The organism is Pseudoalteromonas sp. P1-9 (assembly GCF_001399975.1).
Taxonomy (GTDB): domain Bacteria; phylum Pseudomonadota; class Gammaproteobacteria; order Enterobacterales; family Alteromonadaceae; genus Pseudoalteromonas.
Map to the genome: position 1 here is coordinate 16386 of NZ_LKBD01000036.1, position 22156 is coordinate 38541.

Genomic DNA, 22156 nt, shown 5'->3' on the forward strand with positions numbered 1-22156 from the left:
GCCTGCTTTTTATATTAGAATTGATAACTTAACGTAATTTTGTAATTACGTCCTAGTTCACCCGCATCTGTTGCATTACTCGCTGGCGCACGTAAGTAGCGTTCGTTAGTAATATTATCCACCCCCACAACAACGCCTAAACCCGAAAGCATACCTTCGCCTTGATAGCTCACATTAACATTGTAGAGTTGGTATGAATCAGTGCCCCAACCTCGGTCTAAATAAGCTTCTGGCAAGCGTTTTTGCTCAGCATATGCGAGCATCTGCACGCCAACATTAAGGCTATCAAACACTTGGTAATTTAGATTAAGCGTTAGTTTATCTGCAGGCGCTTCTGTGTAGGCTTGTTTGTCATTTTCAATGGTACCTAAAAAGAAATTAGGTACGCCGTATGCATCCATTTCAATTGTTGAATATCCTAAATACGCATCAAATTTACTAAGCGAGTAATGCAGCTCTAATTCAACACCGCTGCTTTCAAGTTTGCCGATGTTTTTCGCGCTGTAATCACGGTGTGTGGCTACCGGCACACCATTGCTAGGGTTAGGGCCTGGTGAACCCAACTGCTTATTGCCATTTTCGTCTACGTAATACATAAACGGCACGTTATCGATAAAGTTTTCGATATCGTTATTGAAATACATCGCTTTAACAGTGAACACATCGGCAAACACAACGTTAGACCAATCTAAGCCAAAGCCTACTTCAATATTTTCTGATAGCTCTGGTTTTAAATCAGGCTGCGGCTCTTGATAGCAAATTTTACCGCCGATGTGGCAGCGCCACTCATCTTTTTTATACAGCTCTTGTACTGAAGGTGCGCGAAATGCCTCTGCATATTTGGCATAAAAGTTAAGGAAGTCAGTCGCTTTATAAGTTACGCCTAATTCATTGGATAGCTCGCCGCTATCGCTATTATCGTAATCATCAAATGAGTTACTACTACGATCGAAGACATCATAGCGCAAGCCTGCTGTGGTCAGTAATGTATCGTTTAAAAAGCTGGCTTGATCAATTGCCGCAATTGAAAAATTAGTTGAATCACTTTTACCGTAAAACGTTGAGCTAACACCTTCTTCAAGCTCATTTTGTTCAAATTCTTCGTATTCAAAATTGAACTCAAGCGCTAATTTGTGATTAATCACGCCTTCGAATTCAGATAAGTTAGCAACCCTTAAACCTGTACGTGTATTGCTGCCATCGCTCAATTTATCGAACGCTATTTTATTACCACGATTTACAATGTACCCCATGGTTACTTCATCGTAACTTTTCTTTGAGAACACCGCCTGTACATCTAAATCGATAAGTTGTGAGATAGGCTGGTAGGTATAACTACTCATTAATTCAATATAGTCATTTTTATAGTCTTCAGACAAAGTAGGATAACGCAGTGCTAAATCTAAACGCTGCCCATAAGGCTGATTAAGCGATTCGGTTTCACTCCAATCTAATTTGGTTTGTAAGCTATGATCTGGTGCTAAATACCACGTGCTTTTAATTGTTGCGTTGGTTCTAGCTGAGTCGTTACTGATTTTTTCCAACTTGGCTAACTCACCAACTTCGTCGCCTTTATCGTCGCTTGGAACAACATCAATATCTGAAAATTCAACATAAGAGGCATGCAAAACCGTGTCTGTTTTCGCAGTTAATGCAAATAAAGAACCGCTAAAACTATTCGAGTCAGACACAGATTGGTGCATTACCTGGGCGCGAGCGCCAAAGCCTTCTTCACCATTTAAGTAATCGCTTGCATCTTTAGTAACCAAACGAATGCTACCACCTACCGCGCCAGAGCCTACGGTTAACGAATCTGCGCCACGCAGTACCTGAACTTGCTTTAATTGGGCTGGATCTATACCTAAGCTATTAATAGTTGCAATATTGCTGCCGCCATCTGATTCTGTTTTACGTTTCACATTATCAATTGATACAAAAATACGTTCGCCATATAAACCACGAATCGCTGGTTGACCTGAAAGTGGCGTTACACTGCCTGTCATATCAACACCCGGTAACTCTTTCAAAATATTGCTTAGTTCAGCTTCTTGGTTACGCTTAATGTGTTCGTCGTTAACTTGTGAGATTGATGCCGCGGCATCATGCTTTGCCACTGTTAGCTTGTGACCAAATACTGAAATCGTTTCAATATCTTGCTCACCTGCTGATTTTTCATTGTTATTTTGGGATTGTGCATTAAACGCTGTGGTAGATAAACCTAAAATAATGGCTGTTGAAACTAGCGTACGAGAGAAGTTCATTTACATTTTCCTTAACGATAATTATTCGCACTCGCATTAAGGTTAAAGTATCTGCTCTAGGCTTTCAATATCTAAGATTACTAAAAAAACATTTAAAATCAGTATTTAACAAACGATTAATAAGTATTTAAATAAAAAAGAACTGGTGAAATTAAGACAATAATACGATTTTATACTGAGTTTTATTATTGCGCTTACACTGTTTTAACTAATTGCAATGCAGGTTAAAATATCCGCCGTTTTTACAATTCAATATGATTTAGGTACTCATCTTAAAACGTGAGTTTAATCGGCACAGGGAGTGGGTTTATTTAACGCTAACCATGTTGGATTGTTATCGATGTAAAAAAAGGAAATTAATTTAATGGCATTAACCACTGTTATTCTCGCTGCGGGTAAAGGCACTCGTATGCGTTCAAAACTGCCGAAAGTACTGCACCCTGTTGCCAACAAGCCTATGGTGCAACACGTTATTGATAATGCATTATCGCTTGGCGCTAACACCACTAACTTAGTATACGGTCATGGCGGCGAGTTATTAAAAGAGCACCTAGCGCATAACGATGTGAACTGGGTATTACAAGCGGAGCAACTTGGCACTGGCCACGCGGTGGCACAGACAAAAGAGCATATCGCGAATGACGATACCGTATTAATTCTTTACGGCGACGTACCACTAACTAAAAAATCAACATTAGAAGCACTGCTTGATGTAACACCAAGTAAAGGCCTCGCTATTTTAACCGTCAACTTAGATGATCCGTCGGGCTATGGTCGCATTGAGCGTAAAAATGGCAATATTGTGGGTATTGTTGAGCAAAAAGATGCCAACCCAGAGCAACTAAAAATCACCGAAATTAACTCAGGTATTATGGCGGTTAACGGCGGTTTGTTACGTGATTGGCTCGGCCGCTTATCAAATAACAATGCGCAAGGCGAATATTACCTAACGGATATTGTTGCTATGGCGCACGCTGATGGCGTTGAAATTACCTCTGCCCAACCAAGCGATTTAATGGAAGTTGAAGGTGCAAACAATCGCGTGCAACTAGCTGCATTAGAGCGCGCTTATCAAGCGTGGCAAGCTGAAGATTTAATGCTAAATGGCGCGAGCTTAGCTGACCCTGCGCGTATTGATGTGCGCGGTGAAGTCACCACAGGTCAAGACGTACAAATTGATGTTAACGTAGTATTTGAAGGCAAAGTAGTACTTGGTGACGATGTTGTTATTGGCCCGAACTGCGTGCTAAAAGACTGCGAAATCGGCGATGGCGTGGTGATTAAAGCTAACTCTATTGTTGAAGAGGCAAAAGTTGCTGCTAAATGTACAATTGGCCCATTTGCACGCCTTCGTCCAGGTGCCATTATGGAAGAAGACTCGCACATTGGTAACTTTGTCGAAATGAAAAAGACCCGCTTAGGCAAAGGCTCTAAAGCGAATCATTTAACATACCTTGGCGATACAGAAGTAGGCGAGAAAGTGAATATTGGCGCCGGCACCATTACCTGTAACTACGATGGTGTAAATAAGTCTAAAACCATTATTGGCGATAACGCGTTTATTGGCTCAAACAGCTCGCTGGTAGCGCCTGTTGAAATTGGTCAAACCGCCACGATTGGCGCAGGCTCAGTTGTTACAGCTAATGTTGCAGAGCAGCAACTTGCGGTATCACGTGCTAAGCAACGTAATATTGATGGTTGGCAGCGCCCTGTTAAGAAAAGCTAACAACAAGGCTATTGAAAAAGCCGCTATTTAGCGGCTTTTTTTGTTTCTACGGGTGTGGTTTTTACAATAGGTTTTGATTCAACAATTGCTGGGCACATTTCAACTTCTTGCGTATCACCTTTGCCATTACTGATGTAACAGTTTTCGAGTAAAGAGCAGTAACACACCTCAACTTTTACTTTAAAACGCTTTTTATTAAGTATCTGCCAAAATTTCTCGTTGTACTTGGTTTTTTCAAGCGCTAAAAGACTAATTGAGCCTCCCGGTGGCACAAGTGCATTTTGCGCAAATGAGGTGGTGATCCAGCCAAATTCTCTAAAGAAATTAACCTTCGGTGACTTCTTTTGCAGTTCTTGCAACGCCGTTTCATAGGCCTTAATGTCAAAACAACATGCAGTGATAAAGTCATAAACATCGTAATACTCTTTACCTTGGTAGGTGTACTTCAAATATTTAACAAGGGCTGGCCCTGCACCTGAGTTTTTTAACGTAAAGGTAATCTCTTGGCTGCGTTTTTCCATATTCGCATTACCAGACACAAACTGCATCCAAGGCCAAGTTGCCGCTTTTACCTGCTTTTCTGCCGCATTGGCTTGTAAAAAAGTGGCATAAAATGAGGCTGCTGAAATAATAATGGCGCATAGCGCCAAAAATAGATTCACCTTATCTTGCGAAAAGTGAAGTTTGGATTGCTTTTTTTCCTTCATAGCATCTTGTTGTTTTTATTAACGCTTTAAGCACTATAAATAAATCATTAAGCAACTACAACAAAGCCATATTGGCAATTGTTACTAGATGTTCAGCAATAATCTTCAACGAACCACATAACGGCCATAAAATAAGCGCTTGCGATCTAATAAGTTTCGATTAAAATATCAATAAATTTCGAAACGAAACTTATTGATAAAATGACGAAACGTAACACCCAACAAAGGCGCCATACTATTTTGCAGCAAGTGAACGAGCTTGGTGAGGTTAGCGTTGAACAACTTGCTGAACAATTTGCAACGTCAGAAGTTACGATTCGAAAAGATCTTACCGCACTTGAACAAAGCGGCCTGCTGTTGCGCCGTTATGGTGGTGCAATGGCATTACCGCAAGAGATCGTTGCAAATAGCGACGAAAAGCTCGATCCAATTCGCAAAATGCAAATAGCAAAAGCCGCAGCTGATCTCATTAAAGATCATAACCGCATTATTATTGATAGCGGTCGCACCACAGCTGCAATGATCCCTGAGCTTTCACACAAGCGTGGTTTAGTTGTAATGACCAACGCCATCAATGTGGCTAACCGATTGCTTTCATTAGAAAATGAGCCAACTTTATTAATGCCTGGCGGCACCTGGGATCCACACTCGGAATCTTTTCAGGGGCAAGTTGCCGAGCAAGTTGTGCGCTCTTACGACTTCGATCAACTGTTTATTGGTGCCGATGGCATTGATATTGATAGAGGTACTACTACATTCAATGAATTGATCGGTTTGAGTCGCGTTATGGCAGATTCAGCAAGGGAAGTAATTGTGCTTGTTGAATCAAACAAGATTGGTAAGAAGATCCCAAATTTAGAAATACCGTGGCAGCAAGTAAATTATTTAGTAACGGATGATGGCTTAGACGACAACACTAAGCAGGCAATTGAACAACATCACGTTACTGTTATTTGCGCCAAGTAACGCATTTGCAGGTTCAGACAACAAACCTGTAACCCATTTAACGCTCACATACCGTGCAATTTAAGGAGATTATTATGTGTGGCATTGTTGGCGCTGTGGCAGAACGCCCAGTTAACCGAATTTTAATTGAAGGCCTAAAGCGCCTTGAATACCGTGGCTACGACTCTGCAGGTGTAGCATTAGGCAACAACGACAAAACACTTAACACTGTAAAAGCAGTTGGCAAAGTTGCTAATCTCGATGCAGCACTTACTGATGCAGATGTAAAAGGCACAACAGGAATTGCGCATACTCGCTGGGCAACCCATGGTAGCGTGACTGAAGCCAATGCTCACCCACACATTTCAAGTCAGCAGCTAGCGCTTGTGCACAACGGTATTATTGAAAACCACGATAAATTGCGCACACAACTGCGCGGTGATGGCTACGAATTTTTATCAGATACTGACACCGAAGTAATGGTGCATAAAATCCACCAGCTTCGTCAAAGTCATGATTCGTTACTTGCGTCAGTGCAAGCGGCAGTTAAAGAGTTTGAAGGTGCTTACGGCACAGTGGTTTTTGACAAAGAAAACCCAAATGAAATCGTTGTAGCACGTTCAGGCAGCCCACTTGTGATTGGCTTAGGCTTAGGTGAAAACTTTATTGCTTCTGACCAATTAGCGTTACTACCTGTAACACGCAGCTTTATCTTTTTAGAAGAAGGCGACGTGGCCCGTATTACTCGTGATTCAGTTGAAATCTTCGATATCGATGGTAACGCTGTTGAACGCGATGTAGTTGAATCTAACATTACCCAAGATGCCTCAGGCAAAGGTGAGTACCGTCACTATATGCTCAAAGAAATCTACGAGCAGCCTGTTGCGGTTCGCAATACGCTAGAAGCGCGTATTGATGGCGATAAAGTTGCAGTTGACGCATTTGGCGATACAGCATCGGATATTTTCAAGCAAGTTAAGCATGTGCAGATTATTGCCTGCGGTACCTCATACCACTCAGGTATGGTCGCACGCTATTGGTTAGAACAATATGCAGGTGTTAGCTGTAACGTTGAAATTGCCTCTGAGTTCCGCTATCGCAAATCATTTGTTCATGAAAACAGCCTACTTGTAACCATTTCACAATCAGGTGAAACTGCCGACACTTTAGCTGCACTGCGCCTAGCTAAAGAGCAAGGTTACATGAGCTCAATGACGATTTGTAACGTGCCTGGCAGCTCGCTAGTGCGCGAATCAGATATTGTGTTTATGACGAAAGCGGGTGCTGAAATTGGCGTTGCGTCAACAAAAGCCTTTACTACTCAGCTTGTTGGTTTATTAATGTTAGTAGCTTCAATTGCCCAAGAAAAAGGCCTTGAGCATGCTGAAATTGTTAACGCTATTAAAACGTTACCAAACAAGCTGGAAGAATCACTGTCTCTTGCAGAAGGCATTGAAGACCTAGCAGAAGAGTTTGCAGATAAACATCACGCACTTTTCTTAGGCCGTGGCGATCAATATCCAATCGCAATGGAAGGCGCACTTAAGCTAAAAGAAATCTCGTATATTCACGCAGAAGCGTATGCAGCAGGTGAGCTTAAACACGGTCCATTAGCACTGATTGATGCCGATATGCCAATCATTGTTGTTGCACCAAATAACGAGCTACTGGAAAAGCTGAAATCAAACGTTGAAGAAGTACGTGCACGCGGCGGTATTATTTATGTATTCGCTGATAAGGCGTCTGAATTTGTCTCAGATGACACAATGCGTGTTATTAACGTCAATCAAGTTGACGATGTATTAGCACCAATTGTGTACACCATTCCACTTCAATTGCTGTCTTACTACGTAGCGGTAATTAAAGGGACCGATGTTGACCAACCACGTAACCTGGCAAAATCGGTTACGGTTGAGTAAATATTTTTACATTTAAAAAAGGCGCATTAGCGCCTTTTTTATAACCCTTTTACACAGTATTAAAACGTCACAATTGTAGAAACGGCTTCTTCTTTGGCTGTTTGAATTGACAGTTTTATTTCTCGGTTTTGCCAATCGATATCAAGCATGCCGTAGTTGCTGCCCGACTTATTAATCAAATGACGATTACCCGTTGTTAGTGAACTAATATTACTGCTCACAACACCGACTTTACCGGTTGGAATTACAGCGCCGCTTGGTGCGCAGTTACCCCAAGCGCCTTCAATGCCTTTGCCGTTTTCATCCACTTCGGTATAGCACCAAGGTTTATCGTGATCACGTGTAATACACCCTTGGTATTCAACCAGCGCATATTTGTAAGGTAATTTGCATTGTTTTGAGTAATCACCGTTACCTTGCGAATCGGCATAAATGGGCAAGCGCAGCGGGTTTTCAATATGATAGGGCCAATTTTGACCAAAGCCTGATGCCGTCACTTCGTATACGGTGACGGGGGCTCCAAATTCTGTACTGGCTGGTATCTCTTTTTGTAACAATTCACCCCAGTGCTGATCGCCCGATAAGAAAATCACCGCTTTCGTCTTGCCTGCATTTACCGACTTTTGCACAAGTCGTAAGAGTCTTTCTCGCTGAGCGGGCATTTCTGCCCATGATTCGTAACTGGTGCCAGACATCGCTTCTTCATCCAAATTAGCAATCGCTTGATTAAACTGGTTGCCATTTCCGTAAGCACAATAGCTATTTAAGCTTCTTCCTTTGTGAAGCGGAGGTAATACTTGTATACCGCTAGCAATGATTTTAATTTCGCTCGGCTTATTAAGCTCTGCTTCAAGCCACTGCCATTGTTGTTCGCCCAGGATAGTGCTGTTATCACCTTCGCAGGTGCCATAGTTACTAAAAGTAGGTGAACGGAAGTATCGTGCATCAAGTGTGATCACATGAGTTTGCTCACCACTTGGCCCGAGCAATTTAGCTTCGTAAATACCCGCCTGACCATTAAGCCTCGGATCCGATGCTTCAACATCAAAGTGACGTAAATATTCTTGCTGGCTCTCTGCACGTTTTTGATAATATTTGCCATCATTGTTGCGCCCAAAATCATGATCATCCCATGTTGCCATAACTGGGATGTTGGCCTTTAAAAACAGCTGATAATCAGGGTTGCGCTTTTTATCATCGTATTTCTGACGCATTAAGGCCATGTTTGTGGTATCGGCATAAATGTTATCGCCTAACCATAAAAATAGGTCAGGTTGATGACCTATCAAACGCGCTAACGCTGCTGGCATATCCCCTTTGGTTTTAAAGCAGCTACCTAATGCAACTCTGTCTAAACGTTTGCTTTGCTGTGGTTGTGTATGAGTTAACAGCGGTTCAGGCGCTGGCGCGTCACATTCTTCCCACGCACCATCGGCAACATAACACCATGGCGTTGAATGATTGCGAGTGGTACAGCCATAGAACTTTTCACCTTGATAACTAGACGGCGCTAAACACGTTTTACCAGAAACTGTTTTAAACTCAGGAATAGACTCAGTACGCACATTGCCCCAACTTTCACCGTCTTTCGGTGTTTTTAAATAGCACCACTGGCTACCGCTATTATTTTTGTCGGTTGTACCTTGGTATTTTGCCAGCGCATAGTCAAAGGCAGTTTTACATTCTTGATAATGAACTTCGGGTGCTGCAAATAGTGCGCTAGGCAGCAATAAGCTTAATAGAATTGTTCTTTTCATTGTTATATTTTCTCAGTTGTGAATTGGCGCATCCGATGCGTAATAGTCCCTTGAGAAAATATACCGTTCCGATATTGAGAACTGACTACAGTTAAGTGTCACATTTGCGGCAAGAAAATGACAATAAACATGCGGCTGCCGTAACTTTGCAGCCGCATTGTATTTTGCGCTTTGATCAAGCTATTAGATATACGCTTTAAAACTGTGTATTAGTTCATCTGTATATCTACAATCCAAGGTTCCAAACGTTTGCCCCAATTAACCGTCACGCTATAGTCTGGCTTTGTTTGTCCTCGTGATGTTTTTAAGCTTGCCAAGGTTTCTACGAAATGAGCAGGTACATTAATTCTGTTCACCAATAGCGCACGCAAATGCAAAGAGTGATCTTTGCTGTAATCATTAAAGTAGGGCTTCGCATTTCCTTTAACGATAACGATATTGCTTTGCGCTGCATATTTAGTTGCAAGTGTTTTATAGTCTTGTGCCGCTTCTAAAAAGAACAAACGACTATTGCGATGCAACTCTTGTTGATATGCCTCAGAGGCTCGCTCTTTGGCATATTTGAGCTGTTCATCATTAGTATCCAACTCAAAACGAGCAAGCGCTTTTTCATAATAACTCTGCGCATTTGCTAATGACTTTTGATATTGCTCGCCATTGTATTCAAGGGCAAAAAATAACGTACGTTCCTGCGCCCAGCCATCTTCAGATACTTCAAGTTCAGTAAACCCTAGCGCTCTTAACTGCTCTTTGGTTAGGTTTATACTGCGGTTGTTGTAATAAGCAAGCTCGCCTTTTTCGTTTGCCAATGCACGCCAAGAAATTGAAAGCCCGACGCCCGAGTTTTCTTTTTCAAAACCAGATAAGTATGGCAAGCGTGCTTCTCGTTCAGATAAAACTAGCTGAGCCGTTGGCTCACCAGAGCGATTATAAAAAACACCACCTAAAATAAAAATATTGGTAAAAACAATTAACGCAATACCACAAATTAAGTACTTTTTCATGCACTTGCCCTCGTATGTTTAGCTAACTTACGAATTCGCTTAAATACCAATAATGCAAGCAGCGCACATAACCCAAGTACAAAGAAAAATAGATACTTGGGCATCCAATCCCACCACCAATCAAAGAACTTGGTGTAAAGAAACAGTACAAAAAATACATTGCCAGTTTGCACAACGCCCGACCACTCTTTACGAATGCCAAGCCAAATCGCCGCTGCACTTAACGCAAACCCAGCAACTTGATACACGCCTTCAACAAGGTCATCATCATAATCGAGATAACTTACGCCACCCCAGTTTGACAAAATAAGCACAACTAAAAACAGTATGATCAGAGACAAAATGCGGTACATAGCAGCAAAGCCGCTAAATGCACGCTGATTAATAAAATGCGGTACTAAAAACAGTAATATACTCGGCACAATAAAGTTTTCAGGGCGCTCACCAAAACTGATCCAATACATGCCACTCCATGCGCCCACCTTCATTGCAATAAAGCTGCACACATTCACAATTGCAAAAAACAGCAATACTCGCGCGTTAACAGCATACGCCAAAATAAAGGCGAGTCCTGACCAAATCAAAAACGCGTTGGGCGATGGGGTTAAATTAAAAATCTGCCCAAGCAGCATTACGTTAAGTACGAACCCCGCATACGCAACCAAACCCGCTATTTTGGCAAAATAACCGTGAGATTCATTTTCAGCTAACTTTATCGCACCACAGAACAATGCAATGGGCGTAGTGACCAAGATGCCTACTTGAACACTTGTGCTTAAATAACCCCAAAATTGATAAAACAAAAAGAATAAACTCACCGCCATCGCCAAGGCGCCAAATAGCGAAGCGATTTTCATACCTAATGTTAGGTGCTTAGACTGAGCTGTCGTATCAACGTCAAATTGCTTGGCTAACTGGGTAAGAAGCTGCTGATGATACTGAGAAACTGTCTGTTGCTGATCAACTGACAAGGTGATCACACCAGCATCTTGTAATTGCGCCAGTTCAGATTCAAAGGCGTGTATCTGATCCACCCTCTGCTGAGCATCCGCTTGATTTAGTTGAGATTCATCCATGTAAAAACCCAATCACTCTATGTACCTAATATATTGGCTCAACTAGTAACTAAAAAACAAGCAATATAACACCAGTTTGATATTAGCTTGGGAGTACAGGTTTATTTAAATGCGAAGAATAGAGAAAGGTTTGAAAGAAAAGAAAGCGCACTATCGTGCGCTTTCTTTCGACTATTTAATTGATAGCGTTAAACTTATTGGGCAGTGATCACTTAACATATCTTTGTAATCTAGCTCACCTTGCTTACCAAAGGCATCTACTTTTTGAGAGCCATCAACAATCCACTGAGTTGAAATTGGGCCGGTAATAATATGATCGATTGGTGCTTTGTATTTAGGATGGCAGCTTTTTAAGTTTTGCATGCTGCTTAGCAAAATGCGCTCGCCGTCTTCTTTGCTTAGCTCTTGCCAAAAACGATTGTTTTGATCAACTAAACGGTGGTTAAAATCACCCAGTACTACAAACGCTTGCTTGTTTTCAACACGCTGGTTAACCCACTTTTCTAAAATAGGTCCTTGTTGCTGATAAGTAGTACAGGCTTTTTTAGTATCTTTGCGATAGTCACTAACAAAACAACCGCTTTTCATATGCACATTTAGCACTTCAAGCTGACCATTGTTGAGACTAATTGAGGTACCGTAGCGCAAGCCTGGGTTATCAAGAGCAAGTGCTTTAAAGTCATCTTGAGAGGTGAAATTAATACCTTTTTTAACAACAAATGCGGTACGCTGTGGTGTTGAAAATAAACCATCATGACCACGGCACTCATACGCCTCGTTATCGGCACGACTTGAAACCACATACTGCCACTGTGATTCAGGAAACACGCGTTTAAGCGCTTTTTCTGACTGCACTTCTTGCAGTGCTACTATGTCAGCATTTAATGTGGCGGCATAACTTGCAAGCGCTTGGTAATCAGCTTGGCTACGTGGCTTACAGCCTTTACCAACCTCGTCAGCTAAATGCTCAATATTCCAGCTCACTAATTTTAAATTAGCAATATCATTTGCTACAACACTCGGCGATGACACCTGTTCTTGTTGCTGACAGCCCAGTAATGCTGCCACTGCTGCAAGTGCAATAAGAGATTTTTTCATGTGTGTGTTCATATTGTGAAAAAGAATTTCAGTATATCAAGGCAAATAACTAAATCACATGAAGTTTGCGATAAGATGAGGTTAGTTTGCTTAGAACCATATGAAATTTACTGATTTGCTAAATGATCACGCATTGGTTATCTTGTTTTCTGCATTAAATTGAGTTCCCTTTTACAAGGATGCCTTATGAATTTATCTCCTTCTGTTACCGTTAAGCATACTGACTCAGGACTAGAATACCTATCAGTTGAATCAAACTTTTGCAGCGCTAAAATTTTTCTCCAAGGCGCGCAACTTACCGAATTTACGCCAAAAGGCAAGAAGCCTTTAATTTGGGTATCGCAAGATGAAGACTATCAAGTCGGCAAAGGCGTTCGCGGTGGTATTCCTATTTGTTGGCCTTGGTTTGGCATGAGTGCCAATGACAGTTGGCCGCAACACGGATTTGCCCGCACTATGCTTTGGCGCGCGGAAGAAGTGATAGAAAACGACAATAATATTGTTGTGAGTTTTTCATTGCCAATGGGCCAAGTTAATCCAGAATACTGGCCACATCAATCAAGCTTAAAAGTCGTATTCACGCTGAGCGATAGTTTGCACATTGCACTGGTAAACACGAATACTGGCAATGCGGCATTTGAGTTAACTCAAGCACTGCATACCTATTTCCCTACCCCCGAAATTGAAAACACCACTGTCGATGGCCTGCAAGGTGCTAACTATATTGAGTTTGGTGAAGGTCCATTTGCACAAAACGACATCGTGAATTTTGCCCGCGAAACCGATATGGTTTATCAAAGCACACCTTTGGTTCAAACCATTAATACACCAGACGGTATTATTGAAGTTGGCCGTGAAAATTCAAGTTCGTGTGTGCTGTGGAATCCGTGGATTGAAAAATCAAAGCGCCTAAGTAACTTTCGCGATGACGAGTTCCATACCATGCTGTGCTTAGAAGCCGCTAATGTGATGGATGACAAAGTGACACTGCAACCTGGCGAAAGCCATTCGTTAATTCATACTGTGCGCTGGCTTTAATCACGCTATATTGCCGAAAATCATAAAAACTCAGCATTTGCTGAGTTTTTTGCTTTAATAGGCACACATTATAAAAACAAAGAGACATCTCGTGTTTAGCAACCATCAAATATCCGAACAAACACTACCAGATTTCACCCAAGCTGACTTTAAACCGCTGGATAAACTGGCAACCAAAGAAGCACTGATTGGCACCTTTGTATTTGTATTACCCGCAAGTATCGCTGTTGTGATCTTTCTTTATTTTTTATCGCCAGTTGAAAATATCATAACCGCATTGGTTGCAGGTGCATTAGTATTGCTAAACTTATACGTCGCTTGGTTTACCAAACGCAGCGTGTCAATGACATCAATCGCACTAAGAGAGCACGATTTATTATTAAAACGAGGGGTTATTTGGCAACGCACCATCGCCATTCCTTTTAATCGTGTTCAACATATTGAATCCCACCGTAATCCTATTGAACGTAAACTCAAACTCGCCACCTTAAAATTGTTTACCGCTGGCGGTGCTGGCGCTGATCTCGAAATTCATGGTCTAAGCCAAGAACGCGCCAGCAAACTAAGACAATTTATCTTGGCAAACACCGCAAGCGAGCGTCATGACGATGAGTAATAGCAATACAGCCGCTTGGCAAAAATTGTCGCCAATTGCGATAATTTATTTTGTACTGCACTTTATCGTGCGCTTTGTAAAAGACGGACTCATTAATATTGCGCCAGCCTTTGCTATTTGGGTCACCCAAGTTGAGAATAAACTATTTTGGTTTGCTTCAGGTGCCAGCGTATTAGCATTGATTTTAGTGACTTACGCGACCCTTTATTACTTTAATTTTCGCTACAAAGTGACCGAGCACGAAATTATTTTGCGTAAAGGTGTATTTAAAAAAGAGCGCGTCACACTTAACTTTGCCAAAGTACAAAACGTTAATTTAGCAATACCATTTTACTTTTCACCATTTTCAGCGGTGAACTGTCACTTTGATGCTGCGGGTTCGGCCCAGCAAGAGGTTGTATTACCGGGGGTATCGGATCACTACGCAAATACATTGCGCGACCAAATATTTAATTACCGTGCCAAGCCACAACAAGCCGAGCAACAAAGCGAATCGCCACAAGCTGCGCAGTCGCCCGATTTAACATTAGCGAATTTTGAAGTAGCAAAATTTGGCTTAATGTCTGGCATGATGTTTTTAGTATTGGCAGCACTTGCGCCTTTCACCGAGCACATTACTGACTATATTAAACAAGACTTTGCCGCACCGCTTACACAGTTTTTTAATAATCTTGTGACCAATAATGAATATGCCGAGATGGCCGCTGGTGCCACCATTATATTAGCCGGCATTGTTTTGTTTGTATTCGCATCGGTACTGGGCGCAGTTATTCGCTTTTATAACTATGAACTTAGCTTAGAAAACAAAAAAATAAAGCGTATTTCAGGGTTATTTGAGCGCCATCAAATGTCGCTAAGCGTGAGTAAAATTCAGTCTATTGAAGTCAAACAAAACTGGATCGCAAAACTGCTAAAACGGTACACCATTAACTGCAAACAAATTAATAACAGCCATGCAAATACGGTAAAAAAAGGACAGTCATTAATTGTGCCTGTACTGACAAAAAGCCAAGTGAACGATGTAATGAATTTATGCTGGGATAAACCGTTAGACATTACCAATGTGCCATTTCAGCCAATCGCCATTAACTATTTTTACAAGACTTTCGTACTTTTTTGGTTGCTGCCTATTTCTATCATTAGTGCTTTTGTGTTTAAACCGCTACTTGATGGTGCGTGGCCAGTATTAATTGCACCGCTATTACTGGGTGTGGTTTTAAGTTTTTTGCGCTACAAACGCTTTGGATTTTACTTTGACGGAGAGCAGGTATTCACTCGAAAAGGGCTGATTGGCGTAAGCTATAAAGTATTTAAAGGCTTTAAAATTCAACAAATAGCTACCACACAAACACCGCCAATGCGCAAACAGCACCTTAGCTCATTACGCTTTCAGTTAGCGAGTGGTGGCATTAGCGTGCCCTATTTACCACAAAGTGACGTAAATGACGTTATGAACAGGCTAGTGCTGCTGGCTGAGACATCGAAAAAACGCTGGATGTAACCATCAATAATTAAGATTAACCGCTTATCACTATTATTTTTTTTAGTTTTATGCATGCAGTAAGCTAGCCCGCATAAAATTAAAGGAACAAATAATATGAAAAAGTCGCTACTCTCATTGATGGTTGCCGCAAGCTTTGCAACCTCAGCCAACGATAACTGGCAAACCATTGAAACTGAGAACTTTAAAGTTCACTTTCCGAAAGCTTACCAAAGTTGGGCTACATCAGCTGCTAACGAACTTGAGGTTGTTCGCGAAAAAGTAAAAGAGCAGCAAAATCGTGTATTAGAGAAACAAGTTGATGTGATTGTTTTCGACCCTTATAACCAGTCAAACGGTTTTGCTATTCCGAGCAGTGTAGACCCGATGATGGCATTTTTTGCCACACCACCTCAGTCAGATACCGTGATTTCAAATAGTTCGGGCTGGCAGCAACTACTCGTATTACATGAATATGTGCACTTAGTGCATTTAGCACAGCCAACACGCAGTGAGTGGCGTCAAAAGCTACGTAATTTCTCTAGCGCCTATGATATTGCTCACAACCCGACACCACGCTGGGCTGCTGAAGGCTATGCAACGCTGCTTGAATCGCAAATGACTGGCCGCGGCCGTTTACACGATAACTATGTTGAATCGCTAATCATACAATTTGCTAAAGAAGGAAGTTTGCCAAGTTATAGCCAGCTAAGCGAAGAAGACGGTGGCTATATGGCAGGTTCTATGGCATATCTCGTTGGTGTGCGTTTTTTACAATGGCTTGAGCATAACTACAGCAAAGAGCAATTAGATGCTGTGTGGACACGTATGCAAGCGGTTAAAAAACGTGACTTCGATAGCGCGTTTACCGGCGTATTTCTTGAAAAGCCAAGTAAACTATATCGTCGCTTTGTTGCGGAATATACCCATAAAGCACTAACACAAGAAGCGAATCAAACCGCACTTGAAACAAAACGCTGGTTCGATCTCAATTACATTCAAACAGCACCTAGCCTGTCACCAGATGAAGATAAAATTGCCATTGTTAGCAAAGACAAAGACGGCAATACCAAGCTCACCATTTATGCAACAGAAGAAAATGCTGACGCTATTAAAGAGTTTGAAGAAGCGCAAAAAGAGCTGCTAGAAGACGACGCAAAAGATATTGCAAACAGCAAACCCACCAGCTTCAAAAAAGAAACAAAAGAAACCCTTAACTCAATTAATCGCAAAGGTATTTTAAACCCAGTTTGGCGTGATAATAGCACGCTTGTATACGGTGCATTTAGCGTTGCTAACAACGAAATGAATACACTGCACCAAGATCTCTTCAGCTGGAATAGCGAAACTAGTGAAACAAAACAACTTACTCAGTTTGCTAATGTGCGCCGCTTTAGCTTAGCCGATAACAATACTGCTTATGCCGAGCGCGTTGAATATGGCTACTCACAGCTGGTAAAAATTGATTTAACGTCGGGTGAAATGAGCGATTTAACCCAGCCATCACTGCAAACAGTTTACGACTTCCCGCAATACCAAAATAACAAGCTGGCTTATCTTAAAACTAAGCTCAACCAAAATTGGGCGCTATGGGTAAAAGATTTAACATCAAATAACGATGTAAGTGTACCAATGCCAAAGGGCTACCAATTTTTGTCATATCCTAAATGGAGCGAAAATGGCGAAAGCATTTACTATGTTGCAGGGGTAAACGGTCAAACTAATCTTTATCGCTATACCTTTGCATCAGATAAGTTAGAACAGCTCAGCGCTGGGCAGCAAGTTATGCAATACCCAATGCCAAGCAAACAGCATGGTTTACTGTATTTAGCGGTTAATTCTGAAGGCCCTGATATCTACCAACTAAGTGACAATGCAAGTGTAACTGAAGTAACAGAGCGCGCATTATCACCAAAAGCCGCAACCAATAAAGCAGAGCAGCCAAGCTTACCGCCAGCGAAAATTTATCAGCAAACGGCTGGCGCACAGCGCGATTATTCGCCATCAAATCAAACAATGTCGTTTACACTTGCTGAGCAATACAATAGTGCCAGTACTGCACTGTTACACGTGGGTGTAAAAGGTAAAGATCTGCTCAATAAGTTGAGTTGGCAATTTGGTGGCGCAATCGACAATAAAAATGCTTTAAACGGTGCTTATTTAGACGTGAAATATCAACTCGATAAATGGCAATTTTTAGCACACGCATTTGATTATAAACTTAAAGCCGCAAATCAATATCAACACCCTGATGTCTTAGCTGCTGAGGAAGACGCTACAGGCGCCTATCTGCAGGCCAGTTACCCTTATCGCAACGGAGCATTTAAATTAAATAGTCATCTTGCGTATAGCTACAAAGATATTGGTGATAGCCATAACCAATGGCTTGCTCTTGGCGCGAATCAAATTTGGCAACGTGATTGGCAAACATTTGCGATTGGTCAAACTGCATCTGCACGTGTCTACAGTGGTGACAGCTCACAGGGCAGTTGGCAAGGCTTTGATGCAAACGTAGCGCTATTCGGTAAAGCTTGGAATATGCCACTTTACGTTGATTACCAAACAAAACAACGTGATGACATGCTAATGAATATTGGTGGCTTCGCGTCCAGTTTAATTAAGCCAGAAGCACAAGCTGAGCGCTCACTCATTAATGAACTACCGTTTTATAGCGCATTAAGTGATGATTATCAGCGCTTTGGAGCTGGGTTTGCGTTTAAGCAAAATACACCATGGCTTTATGTATCGCAGCATGAACTCAATAACAGCGAACTCGCCACTAGCTACGGAATTAAGTTAAATAGTCAATTCGACTTTGCCGTTGCACCTTCTGTATTAAATGATATTAATATTGATTTTGGTATTGCCAAAATTGAAGGTGATACCATTCAAGATGAGGTACGGGGCTGGATTGGTCTATGGTATAGCCTGTAACAGCCGATTAGAAAAGTAAAAAAGAGAGGCCAGCTAAGCCTCTCTTTTTTAATTATTGTGCCGGCATTTCTGCCAATCCCCAACGTATATCTAACTGCTTTTTATCTGCGTCGGTACATGTGCCGCCCGCTTCATGCAAACAAACAGTAAGTGTATCTCGCTCAAACTGCTCAAGCGACATTTGCATTGATTTACCCGCTAACGTGAAATAAGCAATACCATTATCAAGATAGTAGGCAGTTTCTTCATAATCACCATTAGCGTAATTTATACTTAACGCATTGTTATATGTGCTGGCGTCTTCGCTTAACTGTGTTTGATCAAAGTGGTATTCGTTAACAGAGCCACTATTGAGATGCTCAACCAAATACAAGTTTTGCAACAAACCATACTCAAATTTGTCATACCCCAACGTTTCTTTCTTCTCTAATTTAAGCAACGCACTTACACCATATGCACGCGAGCCTGTGTTAGTAAACCCAGAAACTGTTTGCATAACATGATAAGAGTTATCGTTTGCTGCAAACAAACGATAAGATTCTTGACGATTTAATCGACAACGACCACCATCGGTAGAGCGACATAATTCAAGCGTTTCGTTATCAAGATAGGTTTCTAGGTGTAGAACTCCATTTTCGTCCACTCGCGCGATATGACTGTCCATATCAACGCCGTTACGGGCAATGTTATCTTGATAAATAATTAATTCATTCGTAACGGATACTCTATCAGCATATGTAAGTTTGTAATGGCCATAGACGTCGTTTAAATTAAACCCCGAATTAGTTTGCTGCTTAAACATCATGCCATTACGGGCAAATTGTTGACTGCTATTTGTTACATCAGCAACAAATGCATAGCCAAAATTGTTTTTGTAAACAATGTAATAAGTGAAACGTATTTCGCTGTCACCACTTCCCGAAATCAGCTCTAAGTTTCCATTACTTAGCTGCCATTTCACTGTATCACTATAAAAGTCGGAACTAGGTACCTCTATTGTCGCTGAGCCATCAACCATTAACGTTGCAATCGCGGGCTCTGAGTAAACAGCATTCGGAGGAGTAAATACATCGTCAATCACCCAAACACCTGGAATATCCGCAGCAATTAATTTATCTGCGTCTTGTTTATCTGTTAGTCCACCAAATTCTGATTGCTGATAGTACTCGGTTACCACATTGCCATTACCATCAACACGGCGGAGTTCTTCGTTCATCATGCCATGTTTCGTTTTATCTCGCGAAAACACATTATAAAATTCAGAGGTAAGAATTTGCTCATCAACTACTTCTGGTCGGCCATCTACAGCATATAAGTCATTCCTTAGTGTAATCGGAGTGTTATAAACAAGTTTAAGATTACCGAGTTCATTTATCTGCCACGTAAGCCCTGTACTATTACCATTCTCCAGAACAATACTGCCTGTACCATTTGGATTAAGTGTTAGGTGGCGTCCGACACTACGTGTAATAATAGTCGGCGAAAATACCAACTGCTTAGTGCTATCTATTTGGGGGAATTTCGCAATATCAGTAGTAAAAATTGCCTGCGCACTTTCAGATGCCTCAAGCGCATATACATCATGCATACGCGTTTCAAATTCTCGCACAATATTTTCATTTGTTAGTAACTGCTCCATCGTAGTAATACCTGTTGGTAAGGCAAAAGCTGACCCTGAATTTCCTCCTAACAGCATGTCAATCATAGTGGCTCGCAATGTGACAATTTCAAAACTGATATTTTCATAGTTAGCCGTTACATGTTCAGATGTTGTTAAACTATCTTTACTATCAAACATATAAAACAGGGCTGTAGAGAAGCTACTCACGTTAACCGCAAAATACTCGTCATCCGTTAACACATTATCGCTGCCAGCAAGTTGTTTAAGGTCGCCTAAAGTAACTAACTGAGCAACAAGATTAAACTCAGGGAAAAATACCGAATTACTCGGCGCTGACAACTTAACCAAATGCGAGTCATAGCTTTCATCGAGTTCAACCGGTAAGCTAAATTCACCATTACTATTTGTTGTTGCTGTTAATGTTTGATCGCCAACCGTTAAATTTACAGCTGAGTTAGCAGCGTTATTAACGCGGCCTTTCAAAGTAAATACTTGAGTTTGCGCACTGGCTTTTACTAGCAGCTGATGCTGTGCAGTCGCAACTGCACCATCATCGTCAGTTACCGTAACTGCAATAGTAACTTGCTGATCTTCATCGGTATCTGTTGTGGTGACTTTTACTTGTGCTTTATCGGTATCACTTAACGTGACTCCTTCACCACTTACTAGTTGCCAGAAATAACTGATAATTTCGCCATCATTATCGCTGGCGTTGGCGGTAAGGTTAATCTCGCTCTGCTCATCAACCTCAACAACCCCATTAATTACCACATTCGGCGCTTGGTTATTTGCGTTATCAACAATTGTAAGTGTGTGTTCATCGCGCGCGGTGGCGCCATCATTATCGGTTACTGTAACGCTAATGGTGATTGGGGTATCACTATCTACGTCTGGCAACGTGAGATCGACTGAGGCTTGATCACTATTGTTTAAAGTAACGTTCTCACCCGATGTAATAGACCACGCATATTTGCTGATCGAGCCATCGCTATCGCTAGCCGCAGCATTAAGTGTAACAATACTCGCCTCCTGCGCGCTGTTGTCACCATTAATAGTTACAGACGGGACACGATTGCCTTTATCGGGGTTGGGCGATGTATCATCATTGGAAGAACTGCCACAGCCAGATAAAAATATAGATAGAGCTGTACTGCAGGCTAGAAAACGAAAAGAGGGGGCTGTTAACTTCATTGAATATCCTTATTGCTGAGGAATCACAAACACCCAATGTTTATGGCCTGCATGTAATTCCTTTTACATGTTTAAAGGTATTTTCACTGCGCCAACATGTGGCGCAACGCATTAAAACTGTACCAAATATAGTGTCAGACTAAAACCATATACACAGCATCAATTGTTTAAAAACGTAATCAAAGCGCTTTTTCTATTGCTTGCTTTAATTCATCACTTTGCGGTTTAACACGAGAGCCAAAATGCGTGACTGTTTGGCGGTCTTTACTTACTAAGTACTTATTAAAGTTCCAACTTGGCGAGCGCGTTTTATCTGCTAAATGTTTAAATATGGGATTAGCATCACTGCCCTTTACATCGCTCGTTGCCATCATATTAAACGTCACACCGTAATTGATAAAACACATTTCGGCGGTGTCTTTCTCATCATTTTCTTCTTGAAAGAAGCTATCTGATGGAAACCCCAACACAACTAAACCCTGTTCTTTATATTCTTTATGAAGCGCTTCAAGTTGCTCAAATTGAGGTGTAAAACCGCAGTTACTTGCAGTATTTACAATCAGTAATGGCTTATCTTTAAACTGGCATAAATTGATGCTTTCTTTTGAGCGTAGCTTACGTACATCTTGGTTGGTAAAGTCGTTACACTCGGCAGCCGAAACTGAAAATGTAAACAGTGATGGTGCGAGCAACGAAGCTAACACAATATTTTTTAAACGTTTCATAAGTGATTCCAGTTATTTTAATATAACCAGTATACGGTTATTTTTACTTTTAAGATCG

Annotated in this window: 15 protein-coding genes; 7 read left to right on the forward strand and 8 right to left on the reverse strand. The window is 41.4% G+C overall.

The annotated features are described in order from the left end of the window. Positions 1-14: 14 nt before the first annotated feature. A complete protein-coding gene (locus AN214_RS17575) occupies positions 15-2261 on the reverse strand; it encodes a TonB-dependent receptor domain-containing protein (RefSeq protein ID WP_054980920.1) in 2247 nt (748 codons plus the stop codon). Positions 2262-2625: 364 nt separating this feature from the next. Between AN214_RS17575 and glmU the strand changes: the two genes are divergently transcribed. Continuing rightward, the gene (gene glmU / locus AN214_RS17580; RefSeq protein WP_054980921.1) at positions 2626-3987 is read left to right on the forward strand and encodes a bifunctional UDP-N-acetylglucosamine diphosphorylase/glucosamine-1-phosphate N-acetyltransferase GlmU; all 1362 of its coding nucleotides are present in this window, start codon (positions 2626-2628) and stop codon (positions 3985-3987) included. Between the two features lie 23 nt (positions 3988-4010). Here the strand turns inward: glmU and AN214_RS17585 are convergent, their stop codons facing one another. Then, positions 4011-4694, reverse strand: a complete 684-nt coding sequence (locus tag AN214_RS17585) for a hypothetical protein (protein WP_054980922.1) — start codon at positions 4692-4694, stop codon at positions 4011-4013. 201 nt (positions 4695-4895) lie between these two features. On the opposite strand from AN214_RS17585, the gene AN214_RS17590 reads away from it, so the two are divergent. Together AN214_RS17590 and glmS are read left to right on the forward strand one after the other, a co-directional pair. Further along, positions 4896-5660 carry a DeoR/GlpR family DNA-binding transcription regulator gene (locus tag AN214_RS17590; protein WP_054980923.1) on the forward strand — a complete coding sequence of 255 codons (765 nt, stop codon included), beginning with the start codon at positions 4896-4898 and terminating at the stop codon, positions 5658-5660. A gap of 74 nt (positions 5661-5734) precedes the next feature. After that, a complete protein-coding gene (glmS, locus tag AN214_RS17595) occupies positions 5735-7558 on the forward strand; it encodes a glutamine--fructose-6-phosphate transaminase (isomerizing) (RefSeq protein ID WP_054980924.1) in 1824 nt (607 codons plus the stop codon). A 59-nt stretch (positions 7559-7617) separates the two neighbouring features. Here glmS and AN214_RS17600 read toward each other — a convergent pair whose 3' ends face one another. From AN214_RS17600 to AN214_RS17615, 4 genes are all read right to left on the reverse strand, one after another. Beyond that, entirely contained in the window at positions 7618-9315 is a 1698-nt protein-coding gene (locus AN214_RS17600) for an alkaline phosphatase D family protein (RefSeq protein WP_054980925.1), read from the reverse strand. A 209-nt stretch (positions 9316-9524) separates the two neighbouring features. Further along, entirely contained in the window at positions 9525-10319 is a 795-nt protein-coding gene (locus AN214_RS17605) for a DUF4824 family protein (protein ID WP_054980926.1), read from the reverse strand. After that, complete coding sequence (locus AN214_RS17610) at positions 10316-11395, reverse strand: DUF2157 domain-containing protein (RefSeq protein ID WP_054980927.1); 1080 nt, start codon at positions 11393-11395, stop codon at positions 10316-10318. Before AN214_RS17610 ends, AN214_RS17605 begins: the two co-directional genes overlap by 4 nt. A 171-nt stretch (positions 11396-11566) precedes the next feature. After that, positions 11567-12493: an endonuclease/exonuclease/phosphatase family protein gene (locus tag AN214_RS17615; protein ID WP_054980928.1), complete on the reverse strand. Its 927-nt coding sequence runs from the start codon at positions 12491-12493 to the stop codon at positions 11567-11569. 186 nt (positions 12494-12679) lie between these two features. Between AN214_RS17615 and AN214_RS17620 the strand changes: the two genes are divergently transcribed. The 4 genes from AN214_RS17620 (at position 12680) to AN214_RS17635 (ending at position 18561) form a co-directional block, all read left to right on the forward strand. Further along, positions 12680-13531, forward strand: a complete 852-nt coding sequence (locus AN214_RS17620; RefSeq protein WP_054980929.1) for a D-hexose-6-phosphate mutarotase — start codon at positions 12680-12682, stop codon at positions 13529-13531. Between the two features lie 91 nt (positions 13532-13622). After that, positions 13623-14147, forward strand: coding sequence for a PH domain-containing protein (locus AN214_RS17625; RefSeq protein ID WP_054980930.1), 525 nt, complete (start codon positions 13623-13625; stop codon positions 14145-14147). Next, on the forward strand, positions 14134-15648 hold the full coding sequence (locus tag AN214_RS17630; RefSeq protein WP_235576774.1) for a PH domain-containing protein: 1515 nt from the start codon (positions 14134-14136) through the stop codon (positions 15646-15648). The genes AN214_RS17625 and AN214_RS17630 overlap by 14 nt, the downstream gene beginning before the upstream one ends. 96 nt (positions 15649-15744) lie before the next feature. Then, complete coding sequence (locus AN214_RS17635) at positions 15745-18561, forward strand: hypothetical protein (protein ID WP_054980931.1); 2817 nt, start codon at positions 15745-15747, stop codon at positions 18559-18561. Between the two features lie 52 nt (positions 18562-18613). Here AN214_RS17635 and AN214_RS17640 read toward each other — a convergent pair whose 3' ends face one another. Further along, positions 18614-21373, reverse strand: a complete 2760-nt coding sequence (locus AN214_RS17640) for a PKD domain-containing protein (RefSeq protein ID WP_054980932.1) — start codon at positions 21371-21373, stop codon at positions 18614-18616. Positions 21374-21552: 179 nt separating this feature from the next. Beyond that, on the reverse strand, positions 21553-22098 hold the full coding sequence (locus AN214_RS17645) for a glutathione peroxidase (protein ID WP_054980933.1): 546 nt from the start codon (positions 22096-22098) through the stop codon (positions 21553-21555). Between the last annotated feature and the right edge of the window lie 58 nt (positions 22099-22156).